We start from the raw sequence: 6,604 nt of genomic DNA, 5'->3' as shown, positions 1-6,604 counted from the left end.
TATCTCGCGCGCCCAGGTCTTGGCCAGGCTGCTGCAGGAGCCGAAGAGCTGGGTGTCCGCCGCCGGCTGGGCGTAGCTGACGCCCTGCAGCTCGTTCTCGAAATGCGTCAGCCCGTCGGTGACGTAGCTCGGCGGCGTCAGGTTGCAGGGCTGGTAGATCGTGGCGATCCCCGGCAGGTTCCACCACGCGTTCGGGACGATGTCGTAGTCGTTCCAGTAGCGCAGCGAATAGCTGAAATCGGTGCCATACAGCGCGGCGAAATCCGCGTTGCCTGCGGTCGGCGCGGCGAAGGTGGCCGGGACGATCGGGCTGGTGATGGTGCCCAGGCTCTGCAGCCAGGGGGCCACGACGGTGGTCAGCGCCCCGCCCAGGCTGTGGCCGGTGACGACCAGCACCGGCTGCTGGTTCTTCGAATCGTTCAGATAGCCGGTCACGAAGTCCGACAGGGTCTGGCCGCCCGAGCTGAGCTTCTGGATGACCTCCAGCGCGGACAAGGTGCCCTTGGCGACCCGCGCCGCGCTGGTCGGCGCCCAGGGCAGCGCCACCTGGTCGGGCACCCGCAGATCCTCGAACAGCTGCTTGAGGATGCCCCAGGGGTCGTCGACATGGACATCGGTGCCGCGCAGGCAGACCACCAGCAGCACCGGCAGGTTCGACGCTGCGTCGGTGTAGGCGGTGGCATAGGCGAGGTTGCTGTCGTCCCAATCCGTGGCCGGGCCCCAGACCACGCTCCAGCTGCCGGTCGCGGAATCCGGCGCGTTCTCCCCCGGCGGCGGCATGCCGGGGACCGCCTCGGGGATCTGGTCGGTCGAGAAATACGAGATCTGGCACAGCTGCAGATAGCTGATCGCGAAGGGCGTGGCCGAGGTGCCGGCCTGGCCGGTGGCCCCCTGCTTGATCTCCTGCGGTGTCATGACGCCTCCGATGTCCGCGCGGATGGTGACGCGCCGGTCCTTCGCCAGCGCGAGAATGCGGGCCGGGCGCATCATGACCGCTCGCGGCCCCCGTCGGCGTCAACACCTATAAGTTGTGCGAAATGCCCTATAATTCGCCGGAACGGACGGGAGCGACAACGCGGATGCAATCCGACGGCCGGACCGATACTGTGCGGCCGAGCACAGACCCCTGCCTTCCGGACCCTTGATGAGCCGCACCGTTCCCTCCGAAGCCGCCGCCGCCTGGCGCACCAGCATCGTCGTCAGCCCCGAGATCGGCGACGAGGTGCAGACCGCCTTCGACGACATCTTCGCCTCGGTCGCGGCCTTCGAGATCGAGGAGGGCGGTGACTGGGTGATCGAGGGGATCGACCGCGCCCCGCCGGACGAGACGGTGCTGGCCGCGCGGCTGGCCCTGGTCGAGAGCATGCTGGGCGTCGCCCTGCCGGCGCCGGTGGTGGAGAAGGTGCCGCCGACCGACTGGCTGGCCGCCACCTACCAGGCCTTCCCGCCGCTGCGCATCGGCCGCTTCTTCATCCATGGCTCGCATATCGAGGATGCGCCACCGCCCGGCACCATCCCGCTGTGCATCGACGCCGCCACCGCCTTCGGCTCAGGCGAGCACCCGACCACCGAGGGCTGCCTGCGGGCGCTAGACCGGCTGTCGCGCCGCCGCCGCTTCCGCCGCATCCTCGACATGGGCTGCGGCACCGGCATCCTGTCCTTCGCCGCCGCGCGGCTGTTCCACGCCCCGGTGCTGGCCGCCGACATCGACCCGGAATCGATCCGCGTCACCCGGATCAACGCCCGGATCAACAAGCTGTCGGACCGGATCACCGCCGTGGTCTCGAACGGCTATGCCAGCCGGGTGGTGGCCGAGCACGGGCCCTACGACCTGATCATCGCCAACATCCTGGCCAGGCCGCTGATGGCGATGGCGGACGATCTGCGCCGGCACCTGGCGCCGGGCGGGGTGGCGATCTTGGCCGGGTTGCTGGAGCGCCAGGCACCGCAGGTGCAGGCGGCCCACCGGCTGCAGCGGCTGACGCTGCAGGACAAGATCCCGATCCGCGGCTGGCCAACGCTGATCCTGGGCTGACGGCCGGGGCGCCCGCCCGAACATTGCCAATTGTTCATCTTTGGCACCGCGGATTCCAGCGGCGGAGTCACGGATGCGTCATGGCCGGCGCTCTAGCCTGGGGCTTCCGTCACCCAGCCCCAGCCAAAGGTCGCCCCGCATGGGAAGCCTCCGCCCCGTCTCGCTGATCGCCCTCGCCGCCGCCGTCGCCCTGGTCGCCGGCGGCCGCACGATCCTCGCTGCCGATCCGCAGCCCTTCCAGACCCTCGACGGCAAGCCGCCGCTGGTGATCGGCCATCGCGGCCTGCCCGGCCTGATGCCGGAGGAGACCCAGCCCTCCTACGACATGGCGGCGGCGCTGGGCACCGACGCGCTGGAGGAGGATCTGCACCTGACCAGGGACTGCGTCCTGGTCGCGCGGCACAACCCCTGGCTGAGCGACAACACCAACATCGCCGAGGTGGCGAAGACCAACCCGGAGGTCGCGTCCCGCAAGCGCACCGTGCCCGGAGTCATGGTCAAGGTCACCTGGCCGCAGACCCCGACCAGCGGCCCGTCGGAATACCTGACCGACCTGACCGACCCGAAGGACCCGAAATCGGTGCTGAAGTCGCTGATCGTCGATGGCGAGGACCACACCGGCGACTGGTCGATCACCGACTTCACCGCGGCCGAGCTGAAGCAGTGGCTGGGCGGCACCACCTATGACGCCGCCGCCCTGCGGCCGAAGGAGTTCAACGGCAAGTTCCCGATCCTGACCTTCCAGGAGATCATCGACATCGCCAAGGCCAAGAGCCAGGAGACCGGCCGCGCCATCTCGGTCTACCCCGAGACCAAGAACCCGACCTGGAACAACGAGCAGGCGATCGCCAATGGCTGCGGCGCGCCGGGCAGCCGGCCGCTGGAGGACGCGCTGCTGAAGATCCTCGACGCCAACGGGCTGAACGCCAAGGACGCGCCGGTCTTCGTGCAGAGCTTCGAGCCGGGCAGCCTGAAATACCTGCGCGCCCACGGGCTGAAGACCAAGGTGGTGCAGCTGATCGACGGCTACGACGTCGACTACAGGACCGGCGCCGTGATCTACAACGAGGTGGTGGACAGCCGGCCCTATGACTGGACCGTGGCCGGCGACCCGCGCTGGTTCGACGCCATGCTGACGCCGGCCGGGCTGGCCGAGATCAAGACCTATGCCGACGGCATCGGCCCGTGGAAGCCGCAGATCGTGCCGCTGAAGGTCGTGCCCTGGCAGGACAAGAACGCGGACGGCACGGCCTTCACCGGGTCGACGACGCAGGCGACGACCCAGCCGCCGACCAGCCTGGTGGCCGACGCGCACAAGGCCGGGCTGTTCGTCCACGTCTTCACCTTCCGCAACGAAGGCAAGTACCTGGCCGCCGACTACCAGGGCGATCCCCAGGCCGAGTACCTGAAGTTCTTCCACCTCGGCGTCGACGGCGTGTTCACCGACTTCACCAATGCCGGCGTCGCCGCGCGGGCCGCGTACCTGCACGAGCTGGGGCGGTGAGACAGGGACTACGGTGTTCATAGATTACATCGTTTGACGCGTTACCTCTCCCGCTTGCGAGATCTTTCAGAATAGCTGGAGCCGCTCTTTTTTAGTCCCCCCTCCCCTTGCGGGAGGGGGGCAGGGGGAGGGGTCTGCGCGCGTCCGCGCACGAATGCGTAAGGGACAGGACCCGCGGCCAGAGCGGATCGCTGAAGTCCAGGCCGGCCCTGATGGCGAAAACCCCCTCCCCCTACCCCCCTCCCGCGAGGGGAGGGGGGACTCATTTTCTTCTCGCCGGCGCAGCGCTCCGGCTGCAGCGGCTGTCGCTTTCGGACAAAATCCGGGCGGTGGCCCGGCCTAGGCTGGGTCTCCGGCGGCGGGCTTGTCCACCGCCGGTGCCGCCGAGGTTCTCCGATGACCGCCGTGCTCTCTTCCGTCGCCGCGCTCCTGGCCGGGGTCGGGCTGATGCTGTGCGGCAACGGGCTTCAGGCGGTGCTGGTGGCGGTGCGGGCCACCGATGCCGGCTTCGGCACCGTGGTCACCGGCCTGCTCGGTTCCGGCTACTATGCCGGCTTCGTTCTGGGCTGCCTGCTGGGCCCGCATCTGGTGCGGCGCGCCGGCCATGTCCGGACCTTCGCGGCGGTGGCGGCGCTGGCCGCGGCGGTGGCCCTGTCCTTCCCGCAGCTGGTCCACCCGGCGCCCTGGATCGTGCTGCGCGGCGGCACCGGCTTCTGCTTCGCCGTGGTGTTCATGGTGATCGAGAGCTGGCTGAACGAGCAGGCGACCAGCCGCACCCGCGGCACGGTGCTGTCGCTCTACACCATCGTCACCCTGGTCGCGATCACCATCGGCCAGATGCTGCTGGGGGTGGAAACCGGCAACCCGATGGCCGCCTTCACCTGGATTGCGATCATGATCTGCCTGGCGGTGCTGCCGCTGGCCATGACCCGCGTCCCCGCCCCGCCGGCACCGGAGGTGGTGCGGCTGCGGCTGGCCCGGCTGGTCGCAACCTCACCGGTTGGCGCCGCCGCCTGCCTGGTGGTCGGCATCGCCAACGCCGCCTTCTGGTCACTGGGACCGGTCTTTGCCCAGGCCCGCGGCTTCGACGCCGCGACCGTGGCGCTGTTCATGAGCGTCGCCGTGCTGGGCGGCGCCGCCGGGCAATGGCCGCTGGGCCGGCTGTCCGACCGGGTCGACCGGCGCTGGACGATCGTGATCTCGGGCGTCGGCACCGCCGCGGCCGGCGTCGCGTTGCTGGCGGTCGACTGGCTGCCGGGGGCGGCGGTGATCGGCCTCGCCTTCGTCTACGGCGCCTTCTCGCTGCCGCTGTACCCGCTGGCGCTGGCGCACACCTTCGACCAGATCCGGGCCGGGGAGTTCGTCGAGACCTCCAGCGGCCTGCTGCTGATCTACGCCATCGGCGCCGTGGTCGGCCCGGTGCCGGCCAGCCTGCTGATGGTGCAGCTGGGCACGCCGACGCTGTTCGCCTTCGTCGGCGCGGTGAACGTGGTGCTGGTGGCCTTCACCCTGTACCGGATGAACCGGCGGGCCCATGCGCCAGCCGAGTCGCGGCCCGGCTTCGTCTCCGTGCAGCCGGCGACACAGGGCGCCATCGGCCTCGACCCGCGGGCGCCGAAGACGCCCGCCGTCGAGCCGAACAAGGGCTAAGCCGCGCCGACGAGCCGGTTGGTGTTGGCGGCGCGCTGCAGCGAGGCACGCACCGCGCCCTCCGGCAGCATGGCGGCGACATCCTCGTCGCCCTGCACCAGCACCGTCTCGATCAGGTTGCGGGTCAGGCCGATATCCTCGAGCTGCCGGTCGGTCAGCTCCATCAGCTCGTGATAGGTCAGGCTGCGGTCGATGCCGCCGCGGATCCGGAAGAAGCCGCGAATGAGGGTGGCGAGAAGCTGGTATCCCATGATCGTGTCCCGTGTTTCCGCTTCCTGCTGGCGCAGGTTATTGCGTTGCAACATCCGCCGCGGCAGCGCCGTGGCGGGCTGGAGGAACGCAGCTTCCGGGAGACGTTTCCGAGATTGTCGTTGATGGCGGATCGCCAGACGGCGATCTCACATTGATAGAATGCGCGCTTGTTTGTGCAGCGCAATATCGAATTTGTGCATAGCAACATATCCGTTTGCGCGGCCTGCCGGCGGTTGATCGGAGCGGTGCCCGGCCGCTTCCCCCGCCCCGGCCGATGCGCGATAAGGAGTCATCCTGCCCGGTCGCGCCGCCGCCCGGGCCGCCCCCGCTGACGGACGCGCTGCCGATGACCACCGATCTCGCCGATGCCCTCGCCGCCGCTGCCGCCGACACCGGCGGCCGCTATGACGCCGCCGGGCTGCAGGAGCTGCTGGAGGGCGTGGTCGCCGCGCCAGCCGCACTGGACGACCGGGAGTGGATGGAGCTGGCGGTCCCGGGCGCGACCGAGGCCCAGGCCAAGCGGCTGCGCGCCGCCAGGGTCGCCGTCGCCGCCGCCCGCCGGCCCGCCGGGCCGAAGCCGTCGGAGCGGCTGGCGGCGCTGCGCGGCGCCCTCGCCCGCCTCGGTCTCGACGCCTATGTCGTGCCGCATGCCGACGAGCATCAGGGCGAGTACCTGCCGGCCCGGGCCGAGCGGCTGGCCTGGCTGACCGGCTTCACCGGCTCCGCCGGCCTCGCCGTGGTGACCGCCGAGCGGGCGGCGATCTTCATCGATGGCCGCTACACCATCCAGGCGCAGCAGCAGACCGACCCGGCGCTGTGGGAGCGGCGGCACCTGCACCAGGAACCGCACGAGGCCTGGCTGGCCGAGGCGATGCCGAAAGGCGGCCGCGCCGGCTACGATCCGCGCTTGGTCACCGTGTCCTGGGTGGAGAAGGCGCGCAAAGCCGTCGAGGCCGCCGGCGGCACGCTGGTGGCGGTCGAGGAGAATCCGATCGACACGCTGTGGACCGACCAGCCGCCGGCCCCGATCTCCCCCACCATCGTCCAGGCGCTGGACGTGGCCGGCAAGGACGCGCGCGACAAGCGCGCCGAGCTGGCCGAGGCGCTGCGCCGCGACCGGCTGGACGCGGTGGTGCTGACCGCGCCGGAGAGCGTGGCCTGGC

6 protein-coding genes are annotated in these 6,604 nt (G+C 70.4%); 4 read left to right on the top strand and 2 right to left on the bottom strand.

The features are described 5' to 3' along the window. The coding region (locus tag ABDW35_RS29090; protein WP_343717345.1) for a lipase family protein at window positions 1-990 on the bottom strand (990 nt) is incomplete at its 3' end. 154 nt (window positions 991-1,144) lie between these two features. Here ABDW35_RS29090 and ABDW35_RS29085 point away from each other — a divergent pair. The 3 genes from ABDW35_RS29085 (at window position 1,145) to ABDW35_RS29075 (ending at window position 5,189) form a co-directional block, all read left to right on the top strand. Next, window positions 1,145-2,035: a 50S ribosomal protein L11 methyltransferase gene (locus ABDW35_RS29085; RefSeq protein ID WP_343717344.1), complete on the top strand. Its 891-nt coding sequence runs from the start codon at window positions 1,145-1,147 to the stop codon at window positions 2,033-2,035. A 139-nt stretch (window positions 2,036-2,174) separates the two neighbouring features. After that, a complete protein-coding gene (locus tag ABDW35_RS29080; protein WP_343717343.1) occupies window positions 2,175-3,539 on the top strand; it encodes a glycerophosphodiester phosphodiesterase family protein in 1,365 nt (454 codons plus the stop codon). Between the two features lie 396 nt (window positions 3,540-3,935). Next, the gene (locus tag ABDW35_RS29075; protein ID WP_343717342.1) at window positions 3,936-5,189 is read left to right on the top strand and encodes an MFS transporter; all 1,254 of its coding nucleotides are present in this window, start codon (window positions 3,936-3,938) and stop codon (window positions 5,187-5,189) included. On the opposite strand, the gene ABDW35_RS29070 is transcribed toward ABDW35_RS29075, so the two are convergent. Next, window positions 5,186-5,440 (bottom strand): DUF1127 domain-containing protein, encoded by a 255-nt coding sequence (locus ABDW35_RS29070; protein ID WP_343717341.1) that lies wholly within the window; start codon window positions 5,438-5,440, stop codon window positions 5,186-5,188. The genes ABDW35_RS29075 and ABDW35_RS29070 overlap by 4 nt on opposite strands. 347 nt (window positions 5,441-5,787) lie before the next feature. Between ABDW35_RS29070 and ABDW35_RS29065 the strand changes: the two genes are divergently transcribed. Further along, the coding region (locus tag ABDW35_RS29065; RefSeq protein ID WP_343717340.1) for an aminopeptidase P family N-terminal domain-containing protein at window positions 5,788-6,604 on the top strand (817 nt) is incomplete at its 3' end.

This window comes from Inquilinus sp. (genome assembly GCF_039594555.1).
Taxonomy (GTDB): Bacteria; Pseudomonadota; Alphaproteobacteria; order DSM-16000; family Inquilinaceae; genus Inquilinus.
Note: the sequence above shows the minus strand (reverse complement) of the source record. Positions and strands in the feature narration are given on the sequence as shown.